The sequence below is a fragment of the Cohnella thermotolerans DSM 17683 genome (assembly GCF_000429825.1).
Taxonomy (GTDB): domain Bacteria; phylum Bacillota; class Bacilli; order Paenibacillales; family Paenibacillaceae; genus Cohnella; species Cohnella thermotolerans.
The window spans coordinates 1-18,814 of sequence record NZ_AUCP01000059.1 but is presented as its reverse complement, the minus strand read 5'-3'; the positions used below and the strand labels follow the sequence as shown (position 1 = coordinate 18,814).

Annotated in this window: 19 protein-coding genes and 1 riboswitch; of the genes, 4 read left to right on the top strand and 15 right to left on the bottom strand. The window is 57.6% G+C overall.

Annotated elements, in window-relative coordinates:
- Positions 1-251: 251 nt before the first annotated feature.
- On the bottom strand, positions 252-1,310 hold the full coding sequence (locus G485_RS30955) for a GNAT family N-acetyltransferase (RefSeq protein WP_051318235.1): 1,059 nt from the start codon (positions 1,308-1,310) through the stop codon (positions 252-254).
- Between the two features lie 136 nt (positions 1,311-1,446).
- A complete protein-coding gene (locus G485_RS28395; protein WP_051318234.1) occupies positions 1,447-1,830 on the bottom strand; it encodes a helix-turn-helix domain-containing protein in 384 nt (127 codons plus the stop codon).
- Positions 1,831-2,115: 285 nt separating this feature from the next.
- On the opposite strand from G485_RS28395, the gene G485_RS0112585 reads away from it, so the two are divergent.
- Positions 2,116-2,316, top strand: a complete 201-nt coding sequence (locus tag G485_RS0112585; RefSeq protein WP_027092860.1) for a hypothetical protein — start codon at positions 2,116-2,118, stop codon at positions 2,314-2,316.
- Between the two features lie 60 nt (positions 2,317-2,376).
- On the opposite strand, the gene G485_RS0112580 is transcribed toward G485_RS0112585, so the two are convergent.
- The 4 genes from G485_RS0112580 to cysT all read right to left on the bottom strand — a co-directional run bounded on the left by G485_RS0112580 (position 2,377) and on the right by cysT (position 6,278).
- On the bottom strand, positions 2,377-3,480 hold the full coding sequence (locus tag G485_RS0112580; protein ID WP_027092859.1) for a sulfate ABC transporter substrate-binding protein: 1,104 nt from the start codon (positions 3,478-3,480) through the stop codon (positions 2,377-2,379).
- Positions 3,481-3,574: 94 nt separating this feature from the next.
- Positions 3,575-4,639, bottom strand: coding sequence for a sulfate/molybdate ABC transporter ATP-binding protein (locus G485_RS0112575; protein WP_027092858.1), 1,065 nt, complete (start codon positions 4,637-4,639; stop codon positions 3,575-3,577).
- A gap of 38 nt (positions 4,640-4,677) precedes the next feature.
- Positions 4,678-5,472 carry a sulfate ABC transporter permease subunit gene (locus G485_RS0112570; RefSeq protein WP_027092857.1) on the bottom strand — a complete coding sequence of 265 codons (795 nt, stop codon included), beginning with the start codon at positions 5,470-5,472 and terminating at the stop codon, positions 4,678-4,680.
- Complete coding sequence (cysT, locus tag G485_RS0112565; protein ID WP_420805773.1) at positions 5,472-6,278, bottom strand: sulfate ABC transporter permease subunit CysT; 807 nt, start codon at positions 6,276-6,278, stop codon at positions 5,472-5,474. The genes G485_RS0112570 and cysT overlap by 1 nt, the downstream gene beginning before the upstream one ends.
- 257 nt (positions 6,279-6,535) lie before the next feature.
- Here cysT and G485_RS0112560 point away from each other — a divergent pair, with 257 nt between their 5' ends.
- Positions 6,536-6,937, top strand: coding sequence for a secondary thiamine-phosphate synthase enzyme YjbQ (locus tag G485_RS0112560; RefSeq protein ID WP_027092855.1), 402 nt, complete (start codon positions 6,536-6,538; stop codon positions 6,935-6,937).
- An 18-nt stretch (positions 6,938-6,955) separates the two neighbouring features.
- Here G485_RS0112560 and G485_RS0112555 read toward each other — a convergent pair whose 3' ends face one another.
- Both G485_RS0112555 and G485_RS0112550 read right to left on the bottom strand, forming a co-directional pair.
- The gene (locus G485_RS0112555; RefSeq protein WP_027092854.1) at positions 6,956-7,588 is read right to left on the bottom strand and encodes a YigZ family protein; all 633 of its coding nucleotides are present in this window, start codon (positions 7,586-7,588) and stop codon (positions 6,956-6,958) included.
- A gap of 170 nt (positions 7,589-7,758) precedes the next feature.
- Positions 7,759-9,108, bottom strand: a complete 1,350-nt coding sequence (locus G485_RS0112550; RefSeq protein WP_027092853.1) for a glucose-6-phosphate isomerase — start codon at positions 9,106-9,108, stop codon at positions 7,759-7,761.
- Between the two features lie 196 nt (positions 9,109-9,304).
- Between G485_RS0112550 and G485_RS0112545 the strand changes: the two genes are divergently transcribed.
- A complete protein-coding gene (locus G485_RS0112545) occupies positions 9,305-10,186 on the top strand; it encodes an NAD(P)-dependent oxidoreductase (protein WP_027092852.1) in 882 nt (293 codons plus the stop codon).
- 102 nt (positions 10,187-10,288) lie between these two features.
- On the opposite strand, the gene G485_RS0112540 is transcribed toward G485_RS0112545, so the two are convergent.
- The 6 genes from G485_RS0112540 to G485_RS0112515 form a co-directional block, all read right to left on the bottom strand.
- Positions 10,289-11,602, bottom strand: coding sequence for a nucleobase:cation symporter-2 family protein (locus G485_RS0112540; protein ID WP_027092851.1), 1,314 nt, complete (start codon positions 11,600-11,602; stop codon positions 10,289-10,291).
- A gap of 1 nt (position 11,603) precedes the next feature.
- The gene (locus G485_RS0112535; protein ID WP_027092850.1) at positions 11,604-12,212 is read right to left on the bottom strand and encodes a xanthine phosphoribosyltransferase; all 609 of its coding nucleotides are present in this window, start codon (positions 12,210-12,212) and stop codon (positions 11,604-11,606) included.
- Between the two features lie 159 nt (positions 12,213-12,371).
- Positions 12,372-12,476, bottom strand: a riboswitch (purine riboswitch).
- A 177-nt stretch (positions 12,477-12,653) separates the two neighbouring features.
- Positions 12,654-13,574, bottom strand: a complete 921-nt coding sequence (locus G485_RS0112530; RefSeq protein WP_035156010.1) for a glycoside hydrolase family 43 protein — start codon at positions 13,572-13,574, stop codon at positions 12,654-12,656.
- 62 nt (positions 13,575-13,636) lie between these two features.
- Positions 13,637-14,470, bottom strand: a complete 834-nt coding sequence (locus tag G485_RS0112525) for a carbohydrate ABC transporter permease (protein ID WP_027092848.1) — start codon at positions 14,468-14,470, stop codon at positions 13,637-13,639.
- Between the two features lies 1 nt (position 14,471).
- The gene (locus G485_RS0112520) at positions 14,472-15,365 is read right to left on the bottom strand and encodes a carbohydrate ABC transporter permease (protein WP_027092847.1); all 894 of its coding nucleotides are present in this window, start codon (positions 15,363-15,365) and stop codon (positions 14,472-14,474) included.
- 79 nt (positions 15,366-15,444) lie between these two features.
- On the bottom strand, positions 15,445-16,773 hold the full coding sequence (locus tag G485_RS0112515; protein ID WP_027092846.1) for an ABC transporter substrate-binding protein: 1,329 nt from the start codon (positions 16,771-16,773) through the stop codon (positions 15,445-15,447).
- A 355-nt stretch (positions 16,774-17,128) separates the two neighbouring features.
- Between G485_RS0112515 and G485_RS0112510 the strand changes: the two genes are divergently transcribed.
- On the top strand, positions 17,129-18,046 hold the full coding sequence (locus G485_RS0112510; RefSeq protein ID WP_027092845.1) for an ArsR/SmtB family transcription factor: 918 nt from the start codon (positions 17,129-17,131) through the stop codon (positions 18,044-18,046).
- Positions 18,047-18,575: 529 nt separating this feature from the next.
- Here the strand turns inward: G485_RS0112510 and G485_RS30640 are convergent.
- The coding region (locus G485_RS30640; RefSeq protein ID WP_205620147.1) for a hypothetical protein at positions 18,576-18,814 on the bottom strand (239 nt) is incomplete at its 5' end.

Genomic DNA, 18,814 nt, shown 5'->3' with positions numbered 1-18,814 from the left:
CGGGCAGAAACCTGAACGCCGGGGATAGTGGGACAACCTCCCGATGAGCAGGCCCGCCTTAGCCAAGGGGATAATGGGATGACTTCCCGAGAAGCAAGCCGTGTCTGAGCCGATGGGATAATGGGAGGCCTCCGAACACAAACCGTATCTGAGCCCAAGGGATAATGGGATGACCTCCGGAAACCAGCCCGTTCCTCCCTGAACCCTGGGGATAATGGGATGACGGTCCGCTAAACGGGGATGCCCATTTCCTAATACGGGCCCAGGTTTTTCTCCAGCGTCAGCGTCTTGACGGTTCCTCCGGGGCGGACGATCAGCTCCTGATCCTTGATCTCGTAGCCCATATTCTCATAGAGGATGAGATTCCGGTGGACGGACTGCCTTACCCGGCAGCGGCTGATGGCCAGCCCCTTGCTCCGGCCGCGCTGCTCGATCCATTGGACCAATTGGCGGGCATAGCCCCTTTTCCGCCGCGCCGGAAGAACCGACAGCCGGAAGAAATAAATGGCGTCTTCGTCGTATCGGAAGCGCACCATGGCGCCGGGGATGCCGTCCTCATACAAAATCGCCGCCGATTCGCTCCCCGACTCGAGCGCCGCGCGAACGGATTCGACCGTCTCGTCCAGCGCGCTCGAAGGGGGAACCGCCGCGCGGTATTCCTCGAACGCCTCCATCATGAGGGCGTGCACGACTTCCGCATCTCCGGCGTCCGCCTCCCGGATTTCGACGACCGGATCGGCGCTCGGCTTCCGCCTCGCCGCTGCGGCGGCCTCAGGCTTCGTCCCGGAACGCTCGCCTTCCGCGTCTTCCGAAGCCGTCTCCTTCTCGCTCTCCGGTTCGGCGGTCGGCTCCGTCTCCTCCTGCCGCTCCGCTTCGGCCGGCACTTCCGCGCCTGGCGCATCGGCCCCCGCTGCGAAATAGGATCGGCTCGACCGGGTAAACAACAAGACGACGACGGCGAACGACAGCACCAACTGAATGACGTTGTTGGAGGAGAACCATAAAGCGAGCAGCGCCAGAATGATCGACGCCATCCGTTTGCGCCGATGGATGAAGAACAGCGTAAGCGCAATCAGAATGATCGAAGGCGCGAGGTTGATCGCCACGATGCCGAAATGTCCGGCTTTATATTCCTGCGGGGCCAACCCGAACATGGTATCGATCGTTTTGCTCCTGTAGCTGCTCCAGCCGCTGGAAAAGCTGTCCGGAATGACAAGCAGCAGCAAGGCTAACACCAGCATGAACAACACAAGGGCGAGCTTCAAGACTAACACAATTTGAGCGGTTTTGATGCTGCTTGGTTTCGGCAAATGGGGAACCTCCTGAGCTAGGCTAGATACTTTATTATACCTCATACGTATGAACAGTTCGAACGGCTCGTCTTTTTTAACCCTTTCAGAAATAAGAAACACCTGTCCGCCCATTCGCATGGGAAAACAGGTGCCCTTATTCCGTTCGTCGCGGCAAAATTTGTTCGCTTCGCCTCTGTTCCCTCTCCCGCTTGGCCTTCAGCAGGCGAAACATCTCCAGGCTGTCCAACAGGTGCTTCGCTTCCTCGTCCGTCAAATCCTCGCACTCGCCGCCGATGCACAGCCGGTTCGGCGACTCGGGCTGCTCTTTGTCCTTCTGCGGCCGGTCCCCCGTCAGCAGCCAGTCCAGGGAGACCTCGTAGATGCCGGCCAGCTCCCGAAGAATTTCATTGTCCGGCTGAGACTTGTCGTTCTCGTATTTGGAGATGGTCGTGAAGTCGAGTCCCAGCTTGGCCGCGACTTGATTCTGCGTCAAATGCTTCCCGTTGCGCGCTTGCTTTAAACGCGAGCCGAACGACATCGGCCTCACCTCTCAACTAATCAGTATAAAAGATTAGCCGTTATTCCAACAGATTTGTTGCCGATTATTCAATATTCTTGTTGAAAAAGGGATTATTTTCAAGTTACAATGGAGTCAATTGAAGATTCTTCAAAAGAAAGAGAACCCCGCTTCCGCCTTTGAAAGGAGTGAACTCATGGGACATCTGTCCATCTGGCTGTGGATCATATTCGTTCCGTGCGTCATCGCCTCGTTCGTGCTGGAATACAGAAGCCGCAAGAAGGGCTCCGAGGAGGAGAAATAACGATGCGAGTCGTCTGGCACAAGCCGAACGGTCCGGCGACCGAGTACGATTGCCCCGACGTGGAGCAGTTGCTGTTCCTGCTTCGCCTGGTCCGGACCGTATACCTGCAGGACAAGCCCTTCACTCCCATCCGAACCGGACTCGTCGTGGGCGACAACGAATTGTCCGTCTCCGTCTGGCTGAAGGAAGCCGCCGAAGGCTAATCGAGGCGAACGGCGGGATCTAACTAAAAAAGAGGCTTTGCAGCCTCTTCGTTCTTGCTCTTATTGTCCGGCCAGCACCTGGTACCAGACGCCTCTATCGGAATACAGCTTTTGGCGCACCTCGTCCCATCCTCCGAGATATCCGATATCGAACAGTTCCTTCGGCTGGGGAAAATCGGCTGCGTATTTCGCGGCGACATCGGCTTTCACCGGCCGGAAGCCGTGCTCCGCGAAAATCGTCTGCGCCTTCTCGCCGTGGAGATACGCCACGAACGCGTCCGCCGCTTCGCGAACGCCGTGCTTATCCGCGTTCACGTCGACTACGGCCGCCGGATTCTCGATGAGAATCGTCCGGCTTGGCGTGACGACGTCGTATTTGACGCCCTGCGCGATCCGGGCGAGCAATTCGTTCTCGTAGGTGACGATCACGTCGCCTACGCCGTATTCGAAGGCGGCCATCGACGCCCGGCCGCTCTTATCCATCGACTCGACGTTGCGGTGAACGGAAGCGAGGAACGCTTTCGCCGCCGCCTCGTCCTTCTTGCCTTCCCGCTCCTCCGCCTCCTTGAGCCCCGCGCCGTAGATCGCGTTGATGTCCCACTGCGCCCCTCCGGAAGTCTGCGGATTCGGATACAGCACTTTGACCCCGGGCTTGGCCAAATCGTCAAATTCCCGGATCCCCAGCGGATTCCCCGGCCGGGTCCCCATCACGACGATCGACCTCGTCACCATGCCGCCGTCGTCGCCCGCTTTCCAGTCGCCGCGGATGAGCCCGGCTTGCTTGACCTTGTCGATGTCGCCTTCCATGGACAGAACGGCGACATCGGCTTCGAAGCCGCCCGCGATCGCCCGGGCTTGCGTGCCGGACGCTTCGTACGATTCCTGAAACTTCACGTCCTGGCCGGTTTTCGCTTTCCATTCCGCGCGGAACGCGGGCAATATCTCCTGCAGCGCATCCTTGGCGACCGAATACGCTCCGATGACGAGCGTGACGCTGCCGCCGCTTCCCGCCGCCGATGCGGATGCGGACGCTCCGCCCGGCGCCGCCGCGTTCCCGTTCGCGCCGCAGCCCGCGACGAAAACCGCCAGAGTGAGCCACCCGAGGAGCCATCCGGTTCGGCCGGTTCTCCATCGTTTGACCTGTTGTCGGTTATCCGGATACATTCACTTGCCTCCCTGGTGCCTACGCAGGCTCCCGCTTCTCATGCGCAAGGGACGGTTCTCCGACAGAACCGCCCCGGTCTCTCTGCCCGCAAAATCAAATATGGACGGGCAGCGGATCCACCTTCAGCTTGTTTTCCGTCACCCAGCTGTCGTTGTCGTTGAACAGATAAGCGCGATGCACGAGAACGTGCACTTCTTCGCCCGGGTGCAGCACCGGCTTCTCCAGCGAACGGTAGGTGACCAGCTTGATATCGCCGATCTTGATCTCGACGAGCCATTCGCTTCCGCGGAAGTGGATATGGCTGACGGTGCCCGTCTCGGTCGCCGACAGCAAGGTGAACTCGTTCGCCTTGCCCACTTCGACGTATTCCGGACGAATGAGCCCTTTCGTGCCCGGCATCGCCGCCGCATCCGCAAAGCCGCGCAGCTTGCCGATGTCTTCGATGACCGTCGATTCCCCGATGAACGAGGCGACGAAAGGCGTCTTCGGATCCTTGTATATTTCCCAGGGAGTGCCCTTCTGCTCCAGGCGGCCCTGGTTGATGATCATAATCTGGTCCGCCACTTCGATCGCCTCGTCCTGATCGTGCGTGACGAAGATCGACGTAATGCCGAGGCGGTCGATCATCTCGCGGAGCCAGGAGCGCAGCTCGTGGCGAATTTTCGCGTCGATGGCGGCGAACGGCTCGTCGAGCAGCAGCAGCTGCGGCTCGGGCGCGAGCGCCCGGGCGAAGGCGACGCGCTGCCGCTGGCCGCCGGACAGCTGGTGCGGATACCGCTTCTCGAAGCCGGACAACCCCGTCAGCTCCACCAGCTCCGCGACCCGCTCCCTGATTTTGGCTTTCGGCCACTTCTTCACTTCCAGGCCGAACGAAATATTTTCCGTAACCGTCATATGTTTGAACAACGCGTAGTTCTGGAACACGAACCCGATTCCCCGCTCCTGCGGCGGCAAGTCGTTCACGCGCTTCCCATGGAACACGATATCGCCCGTATCCGGCGTCTCCAGTCCGGCGAGCATGCGCAAAATGGACGTTTTGCCGCCGCCGCTCGGTCCGAGCAGGCCGATAAGCTGCCCTGTCTCGATCGTAAATTCGACGTCCTTCACCGCGTGAAATTCTCCGAACTTCTTGTTTAAGCCGCGCACCTCAACATGCATGTTACGCACCCCTTATCGGATCGTGATCGTTGTTGGCCTTAACGCTCCTTGCGGGACTTGGCCCATTCCATGAACAGCAGCAACACGACGGAACAGGCGGCGAGGACGAGGGCCACCGCGTTGGCGGCCGTCAAGTTGAAGTTCTCGACATCCTGATAAACGAGCGTGGTCGCCGTCTGCGTCTTGAACAAAATGTTGCCCGACACGACGAGCACGGCCCCGAACTCCCCAAGCGTCCTGGCCACCGTCAGCACGACGCCGTAGACGACGCTCCAGCGGATCGACGGCCACGTCACCCGCCAGAAAATCGTCCACGGATACGCGCCGAGCAGTTGCGCCGCTTCCTCCTGCTGGCTGCCGATCTCCTGCAGCACCGGCATCACTTCGCGAATGACGAGCGGGAACGTCACGAACAGCGTCGCGATGACCATGCCCGGCAGCGCATAGACGATGTCGACGCCGGCTTTGTTCAGCAGCGAGCCGATGACCGTATCCGGCCCGAGCAGCAGGACGATCATCAGCCCGCCGATAACGGGCGAGACGGCGAACGGTAGATCGACCACGCTGTTCAAAATGCGCTTGAGCTGCGGTCCGAGCCAATTGGCCCGCACCAGATAGAGCGCCAGCATGACGCCGAACAGCGTATTGACGAGCGTGACGATGACGACGATGATTCCCGTCATCAGAAGCGCATGCAGCGCCTCGGGCCTCGCAATGCCGCCTGCGAAGCCGCTCCAGCCGTCGTCCCAGGCTCCCGCCGCGATGCGGACGACCGGCGCCCCGAGCAGCAGGGCGAATACGACAAACGTCAAAGCGATCCATAGTCTTCTCATCATCGTCCCGTCCTCCGCGCTTGCACGTAGCTGACGAGCCACAAAATGACGAACGAGAAGGTGAGCAGCAGCACGGATACGGCCGCGGCTCCGGCGGGATTGTCGCTCTCGATCTGGCCGAAAATGTAAACCGACGCGACGAGCGTTCGGCCCGGAATGTTGCCGGCGACGAGCACGACCGCGCCGAACTCCGCCAGCGCCCGGGAGAAGGCGAGCATCGAGCCGCTGACGATGCCCGGCATCATCGACGGCAGAATAACGCGGAAGAACGTCCTCGCCTTCGAAGCTCCCATCGTATAGGCGGCTTCTTCCTCGGAAGCGTCCATCTCCTCCAGCAGCGGCTGGACGGCGCGAATGACGAACGGGAACGTCACGAACACCATCGCGACGACGATCGCCGGCTCGTGGAACAAAATGGTGAACCCCATGGAATCGGCCCATTGGCCGACTGCGCTGCGGGGTCCGAGTAGCAGCATGATCATCAGGCCGACAACGGCCGTCGGAAGCGCGAAAGGCAAATCGACCATGCTGTTTAACAGCTGCCGGCCCGGGAACCGGTACCGGATGAGCACCCAACCGGCCAACGTGCCGATCAGCGCGTTGACCGCCGTGGCGATCAGGGCGAGTTTAAAGGTGAGCAGAACGGCCTTCCAAGCGAGCGGTTCCGTCAAATTGCCGAGGAGTGCGGACCAGCCGTCGGACAACGATTGGCCGTAAATACCTAGAATCGGAAGCACGATGAGAACGGCGAAATAAAGCATCACGGCGCTGCGGAAACCCCAGCTCCACCATCGGCTCTGCAGCATGTTGGTCACGTATGCGAACCTCCCGGAGATGTTGGGCCATCAATATAATTCCTATTAAATTAGTCGGTATTGCTAATGTAGCAGAAATACGCCTTCTCCGTCAATCCAAAAAAGTCGAAAAAACGCCCTTTTATCAATATTCTTTATACAGCCTATACGTGAACGTGATGAACGGTTCGAAAAAACCGGGATATTTGTTCCGCCCGGGCAGCGTTCGCTATAATAAGGAGGACCGAACGGACAAGGAGGGGATGACGATGCTGCACCGCGAACAGCTCCGCACGTCCAGAAGAGACGAGATGATCGACATTACGAGGCAGGTCGCCTCCATCGTATCCCGCGCCGGAGCGGACGAAGGGATCGCGCTCGTCTATTGCCCGCATACGACGGCGGGCATCGCCATCAACGAGAACGCCGATCCCGACGTGAAGCGGGACGTCTTGATGCGGCTCGACGAGGTTTATCCGTGGGAGCATCCGAAGTACCGGCACGCGGAGGGCAACACGGCGGCCCACTTGAAGGCGATCACCGCCGGCTCGTCCCAGAGCGTCATTATCACCGGTGGACGCCTGCTGCTGGGCCGATGGCAAGGCATCTACTTCTGCGAATTCGACGGTCCGAGGGACCGGGAGTATTTCGTGAAAATTTTGCGGGGCTAGAGCAGGGGACCTCCGCTCTCATTCGCCTTCGATGAAATATTTCTCCTCGCCCGTCTCCAGAACCGCCTGACCTTGCGTCAGATCGGTAATCCACGCAGCGAAGCGTTCGGCTTCCGCGACCTCCGGGAGGCAGACGATCCGCACCCGGTCGGTGAACGAGACGTCGCCGACCCGGGCGTTGCGGCCGCGCAGCTCGTTCTCCAGCTTGCCGTACCACGTATAATCCACATCTACGATAATTTCCTTGTGCAGCACTTTGACGATCGGCTGCGCGGCGTCGATTCCCGCAACGGCGCCGTCCGTGTAAGCGCGGACGAGCCCGCCCGCGCCGAGCAGAATGCCGCCGAAATAGCGGGTGACGACGACCGCCACGTTTTTCAGGCCGCGGTGCTTGATCACTTCCAGAATCGGCTTGCCCGCCGTTCCGCTCGGCTCCCCGTCGTCCAGCGCCTTCTGGAATTCGTCCCGCTCCCCGACCACGTACGCCGAGCAGTTGTGCGTGGCGTTCCAATGCCGCTTCTTGATCTCCTCGACGAACGCTACCGCCTCCTCCTCGCTGGAGACCGGCTTCGCGTGGCCGATGAACCGCGATTTTTTGTTGACGATCTCGCTCTCTCCGTATTGTCTTACCGTAGCGTATCTGGGCAGCAACTTCATTCTTCCTCTCTTTGCATGGCGCTTGCACTATCTTAACACGAACGGCTTTAAACCAAAACGCTTCGACGTCCCCGGAATCGTGAAAAAAAGCCCCCGGAGACGCGAACTTTCGCGTCCGGAGGCCGATGCGGCAACAGGATGGTCGGAACGGGGAACGACGCCGATTAGAGGCGCGCTTCCAGCTCCTTCTTCTTCTCTTCGAAGCCCGGCTTGCCGAGCAGCGCGAACATGTTGACTTTGTACGCTTCGACGCCCGGTTGGTCGAACGGGTTAACGCCGAGCAGATAGCCGCTGACGCCGCAGGCGATCTCGAAGAAGTAAACGAGCTTGCCGAACGAGCGCGGGGACATGTCCGGAATGTGCACGACGAGGTTCGGCACGTTGCCGTCCGTATGCGCGAGAATCGTGCCTTCGAACGCCTTCTTGTTGACGAAATCGACCGTCTTGCCGGCCAGGAAGTTCAGTCCGTCGAGATCGTCCGGATCGCTCTTGATCGTAATTTGTTCGCTCACTTCGCCGACTTGGATAACCGTCTCGAAAATGATGCGGTTGCCTTCCTGAATGAACTGCCCCATGGAGTGCAGGTCGGTGGAGAAGTCGACGGACGCCGGGTAAATGCCCTTGTAGTCCTTGCCTTCGCTCTCCCCGTACAGTTGCTTCCACCATTCGGACACGAAGTGCAAGCCGGGCTCGTAGTTGACGAGAATTTCGACCGTCTTGCCCTTGCGGTACAGCGCGTTGCGGATAGCCGCGTACTGATAGGCCGGGTTCTCGCTTACGTTGGCGTTATTATACTCGGTAGCCGCTTCTTGCGCGCCCTTCATAATCTCTTCGATGTCGATGCCCGCCGTGGCGATCGGCAGGAGACCTACCGCGGTCAGCACGGAATAACGGCCGCCGACGTCGTCCGGAATGACGAACGTCTCGTAGCCTTCCTCGGTCGCCAGCTTCTTGAGCGCTCCGCGCGCCTTGTCCGTCGTGGCGTAAATGCGCTTCTTGGCTTCTTCCTTGCCGTATTTGTTCTCCAGCGCCTCGCGGAAAATGCGGAAAGCGACGGCCGGCTCGGTCGTCGTGCCGGACTTGGAGATGACGTTGATCGACCAGTCCTTGCCTTCGAGCGCCTGCAGCAGATGGGTCATGTAGGTGGAGCTGATGTTGTTGCCGGCGAAGAAAATTTGCGGCGTCTTGCGCTGTTCCTTGGACAGCGTGTTGTAGAACGAGTGCGACAGCATCTCGATCGCGGCGCGGGCGCCGAGGTAAGAGCCGCCGATGCCGATGACGACGAGCGCGTCGGAATCGGATTGGATCTTCTTGGCCGCCTGCTGGATGCGGGCGAATTCTTCCTTGTCGTAATCGAAAGGCAGATTGATCCAACCCAAATAATCGGAACCGGCTCCGGTTCCGTTATGTAACTGTTCATGCGCCAGCTTGACGGCGGGCGCCAGGTTGTCGATCTCATGTTGCCCTACGAATTTGAGGGCTTTGGAATAGTCCAGTCGAATGCTTTGACTCACTTGTTATTGCTCCCTTCATTTTTCACCAATCGTGTCGAAACACCGTAGCTTAAGGATACTTAAAAATGGATTGCAACACAAGTTTGAAGGAGGCCCGGACAAAACCGTGATGTCCGGTTAGCGGCGTTCGGCTTTCAAAAAGCGCTCATTTTCATTAGAATAAGGGGAATAGAGGACAAAAGGAGAGAACAACGACATGACCGCTATCGCCTTTATCGGACTCGGCACGATGGGTTCGCCCATGGCCGCCAATCTCCTCCGCCATCATTACGCCGTTACCGTCTATAACCGGACGCCCGGCAAAGCCGACGGGCTGCTCCAAGCGGGCGCAACCGCTGCTTCGACTCCGCGGGAAGCCGCCGGGAGCGCGGATGTCGTCATCTCGATCATCAGCAACGACAGCGCGGTGGAAGAAGTTTATTACGGAGAGCAAGGCGTCCTGGCCGGGCTGAAGCCGGGCGCGACCGTCATCGACAGCAGCACGATCTCGCCCTCCCTCGCCCGCCGTCTGGCGAAGGATATTGCGGCGAAGGGCGCTTCCTTCCTCGACGCTCCCGTTACCGGCAGCAAAGACGGAGCCACGGACGGCACGCTGCTGTTCATGGTCGGCGGCGACCGGGAGACGGTCGAAGCGAACCGCGACATTTTCCTCGCCATGGGCAGAGAGATCGTCTATATGGGCGAGAGCGGCAGCGGCGCGACGGCCAAGCTGTGCCACAACACGATCGTGGGCATCAACGCCGCCGGGCTGATCGAAGGCATGTCCATCGCCGCGAAGGGCGGGCTCGACATGGAGGCGTTCCTGCGCGTCGTTCAAGGCGGAGGGGCGGCCAGCAAGCAAGCGGACCTCAAGGGCAAGAAAGTGATCGCGGGCGACTATTCCGTCCAGTTCGCGCTCTCCCTCATGCTGAAGGACCTGAAGCTGTCGTCCGTGCTGTCCGACGGCATGGGCGTTCCGACGCCGATGCTGGAAGCCGCCAAGAGCCTGTTCCAGGCCGGCCAGGCCAAGGGCTACGGCGACGAAGATTTGGCGGCGCTGGCGCGCGTGTACGAAGAATGGATCGGACGTCGGATTTAGATCATCCTTAAAGAGGACGGGGAAGAGGCGGCGAGCCTCTTCTTTGTCGTTAGATCGACGGCGATCCGTACACCTTCCAGGTTGGAACGGGCTGCCCGGCCATCAGACGGCTTCGGTCGGAATCGGGTTTTCCGCCGGGCCGGATTCGGACGAAGATCGGCCCGTCCCGGACTGCAGCAAATTCAGCAGCACGGCGGTCAGCGATCCGGTCACGATGCCGTTCTGCAGCAGCATCTTCGCAAAGTCGGGCAAATGCTCGAACATGCCCGGCAGCACGGCCGAACCGAGGCCGACGGCAATGGAAGACGCGACGATCAGCATGTTGCCGTCCTTGCGCAGATCGACCTCGGACAGAATCGAAATGCCGGACGCCGCGACGGAGCCGAACATGACGATCATGGCGCCGCCCAGCACGGCAGTCGGGATAACCGTCGTAATGGCCGCCAGCTTGGGCAGCAAGCCGAGAACGACCATAATGCCGCCTGCCGCGAAGATGACGTCTCTCGATTTGACCCGGGTGAGCGCGACCAATCCGACATTCTGGGAGAAGGCCGTGTACGGAAAAGCGTTGAAAATCCCGCCCAGCATAATCGCCAGCCCCTCGGAGCGCAAACCGTTCACGATCTGCTTCGGCCGTACCTGCTGGTCCGTCGCCTTGCCGACCGCCAAATAGACGCCGGTCGACTCCACCATGCTGACGATGTTGACGATGATCATCGTGACGACGGCCGTCACGCCGATCTGAGGCGTGCCGAAGTAGAACGGCTGCGCGATGCTAAGCCACGACGCTTCCCCTACGGACGAGAAGTCGACGATTCCCATCGCGTAACCGGCGGCGGTGCCGGCGGCCAGGCCGATGAGAACGGCGATGGAGCGCAGGAAGCCTTTGCCCAGACGGTTCACGATCAGGATGACGACGAGCGTGCCGAGCGCCAGCAGCAGGTTGCGGGGTTCGCCGAAATCCGCGCTCCCTTCTCCTCCCGCCGCATTGTTCATGGCGACCGGGATCAAGGATAAACCGATAATCGTCACAACGGAGCCGGTGACGATCCTCGGGAAGAACTTGAGCAGCCTGCCGTACAAGGGAGCGGCCAGAACGACGAACAAGCCGGACAAAATAATGGCCCCGTACACGGTGGCCAGGTTCGACGCCGACGCGATCGCGATGATCGGACCGACCGCCGTGAAGGTGCAGCCCAGCACGACCGGCAGCTTGCTGCCCAAATACTTGGTGCCCAGAACTTGCAGCAGTGTGGCCAACCCGCAGGTGAAGAGATCGGCCGCGATCAAGTAGGCCATCTGCTCGCCGTTCAGTTTGAGCGCCCCGCCGACGATGAGCGGAACGACGACGGCCCCGGCGTACATCGCCAGAACGTGCTGAAATCCTAAGGCAACGACTCTTTGTTTGCTCAGCATCTTATACAGGCTCCTCGATTCGGTGAATGGGATGATCGTTTTCCGCGAAGCGTATGTCGCCCGGGGACATGGAGGCGATCCGGGCCAGGGAGTGAACCCTTACGCCCTTGCGCTCCAGCAGGCTGCGGCCTTCCTGGAAGCTCTTCTCAACGACGCAGCCGACGCCCGCGAGCTCCGCCCCGGACTCCCGGACCATATCGACCAGTCCGACCAGCGCGGCTCCCGTGGCGAGGAAATCGTCCACGATCAGCACGTTGTCGCTTGGACCTAAATACTTCTGCGCGACGCAAACCCGATACTCCTCCTGCCGGGTAAACGAACGCACGGGCGCGGAATAGACCCGCTCGGACAGCGTGACGGCTTTCTTCTTCTTCGCGTAGACGAACGGTACCCCAAGCGCAATGCCCGTCGCCATCGCAAACTGGATGCCGCTGGCCTCGATGGTCAGCACTTTGGTTACGGGCTTGTCCGCGAAAATCCGCGCGAACTCCCGCCCGATGGCCAGCGCCAACTGCGTGTCCACCTGATGATTGAGGAAAGAATCGACTTTCAATACCGTATCCGACAGAACGAGACCTTCCTGGCGAATGCGTTCCTTCAATAATTCCATCTTCGTCTATCGCTCCTTCTTGAAATAAAAAAGGACAACCTTCCTTGAGCCTTGTCTCTCAAGTGAAGCTTGTCCCTTCCGCTAACTCGTATCCTTGGCGGGTACATAAAGGGGGCACCCGAACCCGTCTGACGTCAAAGCGTTGATGCGGATTCTCCTGATGCGTTCGCTCTCACTCATAGTCGGATGATTGCAGTGGTCATCCGGTAGAAACTTATTGGGCCGTATTCCCAAAATTATATGAGTTGTCGTTATTGATCTTTAGTAATCGTACACATCCTTCTCTTTCGTTTCAAGAGGGAATTTTTCCGGATGGAACGGCCAGGGACACGGCGATACGCTCCAAGAACAAGCTCGGCCGCAAGCTCCTCGCCGTCACGTTCTCATAAGGACAAAAAAACGCCCCCCGCGTGCACGGAGAAGCGCTCGATTGATCCCGTTTTATAGCGGCCGAAGCCCGGTAAAATCAGGCTTCCCGTCCGAACGCCAGCCCAACCTGGCCATAAACGTATGCCGGTTCGGGTCGTACAGCGGGTCGCCGTCGATCTCTTTGTACGTTCGGGCGTGGAAGACGAGCACGACCTCCCCGTCCGCTTCGGTGAAGCTGTTGTGTCCGGGCCCGTACAGCCCCCAGTCCTCGTTCGTCTTCAGTACGGGCTCGGCGGTCTTCGTCCAGGCCCCCGCGTCCAGCAGATTCGCGTCCGCGGACGCTTCCAGGCAGCCCATGCAATAGTTGGCGTCGGTGGCGCTGGCCGAGAACGCGATGTAAATTTTGCCGCCGTGCTTGAGCACCGCCGCTCCTTCGTTCACCTTGAAGCCGACCGTTTCCCAGCCGAATTCGGGCTTCGTCAGCATCACCTGCTGGCCGCGCAGCGTCCAGGGATTGTCCATCTCCGAAATGTAGAGATTCGAGTTGCCCTCGATGTCCGGGTCCTTCTGCGCCCACACCAAATAGCGGACGCCGCGATGCTCGAATGTCGTCGCGTCAAGCGCGAAGCTTTCCCAGCGGGTACGGATTTGCCCCTTCTCCACCCACGCGCCCTCCAGCGGATTCGCCGCTTCGTTCTCGAGCACGTACATCCGGTGGTCAAACAAGCCGTCCTTCGTCTCCGTCGTGCGCGCGGCCGCAAAATAGATGTACCATTTGCCGTCGATAGAATGAATTTCCGGAGCCCAGATGTTCGCGCTGAGCGGCCCGCTCTCGTACTTCCGCCAGACGACGACGGGCTCGGCGTCTCTTAATCCCGCCAGCGTCGCAGCGCGCCGAACTTCGATGCGGTCGTACTCGGGAACGGACGCGGTAAAATAGTAGAACCCGTCCGTATGCTTGTAAACCCACGGATCGGCGCGTTGTTCGATCATCGGCGTCAAGTTCAAGTTGGTTGTTTTCAAGCTTCTCTCTCCATTCCGCGTCTTTTCTGTCTTTAACCTTTGACGGAGCCGGCCGTCATGCCGTCGATAAAGTATTTCTGGAACGCCACAAACAAGGCGAAAATAGGCAGGATCGAGAAGAACGATCCGACAATGAGCAAATCGTAGTTGTTGCCGTAAGGCGTCAACAAGGTTTTCAAGCCGATCGGAAGCGTGTACTTGTTCTCGTCGCTCAGCACCATAAACGGCCAAAGCAGATTGTTCCAGCTGTTCATGCCGTTCAAAATTCCCATGGCCGCGAACGCCGGCTTCATCACGGGCAGAATGAGCCGGAAGTAAATGCCGTATTCGCTCGCCCCGTCGACCCGTCCGGCCGTTATGATTTCGTTCGGGATGCTTCTTAAATATTGCCGGAAGAAGAAGACGGTAGCGGCATTCGCAAGTCCAGGCAATATAATCGCGGAGTACGAGTTCATCAGGCCGAGGTCGTACGTCAATTTGTACAAGGGCAGCAGCAGGATTTCAAAAGGCACCATCATAATGAGCAGCACGCATATAAAGAGGAAGTTTTTCCCTTTAAACTCGTAGGCCGCAAACCCGTAAGCGACGAAGGAGCTGACGAACAGCGTCAGGGCGACCTGCACCACCGTCAGCAGCACCGAGTTGAAAAACCAGGTGAAATAGGAATGATCGCCCGTAAACAGAAAGGAGAAGTTGTCAAAGCTCATGACCGACAGATCGAAGCTCAAATTCAATCCGTTGCGGACGAGCTCCTTGCCCGGCTTGAACGAACCGAGCGCAATCGCGTAGAACGGGACGAGCACGATCGCGCACACGACGGCGAAAAACGCAATGAGGACGATTTTCTTCGGAAGGTTGCGGCTCATCTTAATCCTCCTTCTTGAACATTCCGGTGAAGGCCAGTTGCGCCAGGTTGATCGCCATCGCGACGACGAGCAGCACGATGCCGACGGAAGCGGCATAGCCCATGTCGCTCTTCTCGATGCCTTGCCGGTACAAGTACCCGACGATCGTCAAGCCGATATTTTTCGGCGAGTTGTTGCCGTTCCACAGCATCATGCTCTCGATGAACATCGCCAGGCCGGCGTAAATGCTGATCGTAATAACATAGATCGTCGTCGGCTTCAGCATCGGGACCGTGATGCGGGTGAACTTCTGGAAGCTCGAAGCGCCGTCGATCGAAGCGGCTTCGTAATAATCTTCGGGAATATTTTTGAGACCGGATAGAAAGTAAAGCATGTTGACGCCGGTCCATCTCCAGGTGGCCAGCGCGAGCAGCGCGATGAACCCGGTCGTCTGCCCTTTCAGGAACTTGATCGGCTCGATTCCGAACAGTCCAAGAAAGCTGTTGATGAGCGAGGTGTCCATCTCGCCGAACATCAGCCGGAAGATCGTTCCCGCGACGACGACGGACGTCAGAGCCGGCAAGAAGAAGGCGGATTTGAAAAATTCCCGAGCCCACATCCATTTGCTGTTGATCAGAACGGCGAACAGCATCGGGAACGGCACGAGAATGACGATCGTCAGCACCATGTAGACGACGCTGTTCATGACCGCCTTGAGGAAGATCCCGTCGCCCATCAGCTTGGCGTAGTTGGCGAAGCCGACCCAGCTTGCGCTTTGGCCGAGCGTTATTTTCTGAAAGCTCATGCCGACCGAACTGCCCAGCGGATAAACCCAGAAAAGCAGGAAAACAAGAATGAACGGCAGGACGAACACGTAGGGGGCGACCTTCTGGGAGTAGAGAAAACGTTTAACCATACAAGCTTCACCTCTCGTCTTCCGAAATAGAGCTACCCTTGTTCAGGGTAGCTCGCACGCCTATGATTGCCGGTATGGGTTATTGCAGCTGCTGCTCGATCTGCTTCTGCGCTTCGTTCAACGCTTCCGTAACGTCTTTGCCGTCTTCGAAAATTTCGTTGAGTGCCGTCGTGCCGAGGACGTTGTTGATCGTAGGCGAAGCCGGCGTCGATTTGATTTGCTGGATGCCGTCCTTGATTTCGTTCAACACGTCGAACGGATTGTTCTTGAAGTACTGAATGAACTTGTTGTCGGGGTTGTGCGTCACGTCCTTCATGCTCCAAACTTCCATGTTGACCGGATCGAAGCCGAGCGTGTTCCAGATTTCGATGTTGGCGTCGAGCGACAATTTGGCGTACGCGACGAACTCTTTGGCCAGTTGGACGTTTTTGGCCGTTTTCGTCACGACCGTTCCCGTGCCGCCGCCTCCGTACGATCTCGGCTGGCCTTTCTCGATGACCGGGATCGGCGCGATCGCGATTTTGCCCTTCAAATCCGGCATATAGTTGACGAAGCGGGACATGATCCAGAACGGCATCATCATGCTCGCGTAATTGCCTTTGTTGAATTCGCCGTACGCCTCTTCCGTATCCGGCTGTCCGCCGGCGATGGTGGCCAGAACGTTGCTCTTCTGCAAATCCTGCAGAATCGTCAGGCCTTTGATCAACTCCGGCGAATTGACGACCGGGTTGCCGGCGTCGTCCGTGAAGTCTTTTCCTTGCTCGGCCAGCATCATGGACGCTTGCCACAGCGCGCTTGTATCGGCCGTTCCCATATATTTGCCGGTCTTCTCGTACACCTGCTGCCCGGCTTTCTTGTAATCATCCCAGGTGTCGATCTTGGTGTAATCGACGCCCGCTTGCTCAAGAATTTCCGTGTTATAGAACGCGAGGGCTGCGCCGACGTGAGTCGGAGCTCCGTAATAGTTGCCGTCCTTGCTGTACATATTCAGCCGGGATTGGACGATCGTGTCTTTATAAGGCTCTATCACATCGTTCAGAGGTTCGAGCTGGGGCGTTCCTTTCAGGAAGTCCGGGAACTTCCCGACCTCGATATCCGCTATGTCCGGCGCTCCCTGGCCGGTCTGTAAGGCGATCGACAGCTTGTTGTGCATGTCGTCATACGGCATGACGGTGACCTTCAGCTTGATTTGCTTATCCGGATGGGCCGCGTTCCACTTCTCGAGCATCTTCTGGAAGTGCTGGCCGTGTAACTCGACGAACGTCCAATATTCAAGCTGTGTCGCGCTCTCGCTCGCACCTCCTTCCAGAACCGAGCTTTTGCCGCCGGAAGACGAAGACTTGCCGCACCCCCAGAGGAATGTGACCATCGAGAGAACCAATAAAATGACCAGCCACTTTTTCTTCATTCCGTGATCCTCCTTAAATTTTCCGTTCCGTAATGGCAAACCTGACGATAACTGCTTCATTGATTATTAAATCATTTTGAAAAACCATGAATGAATCCGCTTGCATTACTAAAATAGCACAGCCTCTGTTGGATGTAAATATAAATCCTAAACCTTTTTATGTTTTTTTAAACATAATTATAAATGAGCTCTTAAAAGGGCTTTTATTGCGGAAATCACGGAAAAATATTTGTTTTATTTTAAAAAAATATATAGTAAAATAGGAGGCGATCGTCGGAATTGCCATTTCCCGCCGAATTTATCGGGGCTTAAACGCCCTGCCGTTCGAAAATCGGACCTAAGGAGCTCTTTCATTATGATCTATATTAAAGATTTGATGAGCGGGATCGATATTTTTAAGGCGCTTAGTTCGGAAATCCGAATTCAAATTTTAGAGCTGCTTTCCAAAAATCAGGCCTTGAATTTGAACGATCTCGCCAACAAGCTCAATCTCAGCAACGGCGCCATCACGATGCACATCAAGAAGCTGGAAGAGAGCGGATTGATCGAGATCAACACTTCGGTCGGCAAGCACGGCATCCAAAAACTCTGCTATTTGAATAAAGACAAGCTCATGATCGACTTGCACAAAAACGACGTGGAAAATTTGTACGAGGTCGAGCTGCAGGTCGGGCATTACAGCAATTATCAGGCTTCGCCGACTTGCGGTCTGGCCACGAAGGACAGCATTATCGGCGATTTCGACGACCCCCGTTACTTTGCCGACCCGCAGCGGATCGATTCCGAAATTATCTGGCTGTCCGAAGGCTTCCTGGAATACCGGATTCCGAATTACCTGAAGCCGAACCAGTCGTTCCGGGAAATTCAGTTTTCGATGGAGCTCGGATCCGAAGCGCCCGGCTATTGCGACAACTACCCTTCGGACATCTACTTCTACATGAACGGAATCGAGCTCGGTTACTGGACGAGTCCGGGGGACTTCGGAGACGCGAGAGGAACGTTCAATCCGGACTGGTGGCCTCCGCATTTAAACCAATACGGCATGCTGAAGCTCATTCGCATCAACCGTGAGGGCAGCTTTATCGACGGATGCCGGATTTCGGACGTGACGATCGATCAAATCCGTCTCGATTACAAGAGCGAGCTGACGTTCCGAATCGCGGTGACGGACAAATCCGTCAACAAGCGGGGCTTGACGATTTACGGCCGCAGCTTCGGCAACTACGCCCAAGGCCTGCTCGCTCGCGTGCTTTACGACGTCAACGAGGAATAACGGGCCAGAGCGGCACCGGCTCTGAACGCCGCCCCTCCATACAAAAAGAAGCCGTGCCGGCTCTCCCCGGCGGAGAACGGCACGGCTTCTTTGCGTTTTGCCTCGCCCGGCGAACTTTCCCCCGCTCTCATGGTCCCTGCGCCTCATTTTGAGGCTTATCCCCTTACCTCAGACGGTTGTCCGCGTTGCGCATTTGAGGGCTTATCCCGGTGGCTCAGCAAATACAACTGTCTGGACCTTCAAGGCATATCCCCGTAACTCAGGCAATGAACCGCTATTGCTCAATTTAAGGCTTATCACGGTGTCCCAGTTTTTTTAGTTTTTCAAAATATTGGTCTTGATAAGCTATTCAGCGGCAGATTTGGATGCACAACTGAGCAGCAGGGATGAGCCCGAAAAAGAGAGGCGCAGGCGCTAACCCGACCGTTTTTGTCCACTAAGAAAAACGCCTGGCGGCGTCCTTTTAAGTTCGTTCAACTGAGTTCATACGTGTAAAATGGCCGGGTGTGGGAGAAAAACTTATACCCGGCTATTTTCTTACATCGCTAATCCTGTACTCGTAACCATGAATTCCCTCGTAATATTCCGGGTACATGCCTCCTCCACATTCTTCGCAGCTGAATTGCGGAGGTACGGTTGGATCTCCATCATCCATCGCATCGAAATTCCGAACGACATTCAGCGGAATCTCTTCTGTTGTATGACATTGAAGACAAATGTAGGTTACTTTCGCTTTGCTATGCAGCCCGCTTTGCGGCTTTTTCTTTT